The organism is Halomonas sp. ND22Bw, from assembly GCF_003011945.1.
GTDB lineage: Bacteria > Pseudomonadota > Gammaproteobacteria > Pseudomonadales > Halomonadaceae > Halomonas > Halomonas halophila.
The window spans coordinates 1-238 of sequence record NZ_PXWD01001722.1 but is presented as its reverse complement, the minus strand read 5'-3'; the positions used below and the strand labels follow the sequence as shown (position 1 = coordinate 238).

Here is a 238-nt window from a genome sequence, read left to right as displayed (position 1 = left end):
TCCCGCTGCTGTCGGGGCCCCAGCTCGAGCGCCTCCAGGACGGCAGCCTGGACGCCGGCATCCTCTACCTGGACGACGACAGCCAGCCCGGCCTGGAGGCGCGGCTGCTGCAGCGGGATCACCTGATCCTGGCGGTGCCGGCGCACTCCTCCTGGTCGGAGACACCGCCGACGTCGCTGCAGGACGCGGCGAACGCGGACTTCATCTGGGGCTTTCGCGAGGCCTCACCCCACTACTT

Annotated in this window: 1 protein-coding gene; it reads left to right on the top strand. The window is 71.0% G+C overall.

Going from position 1 to position 238, the window contains the following annotated elements; genetic code table 11:
- Positions 1-238, top strand: a 238-nt coding sequence (locus CVH10_RS24170; RefSeq protein ID WP_369336021.1) for a LysR substrate-binding domain-containing protein, incomplete at both ends; no start/stop codon positions are given.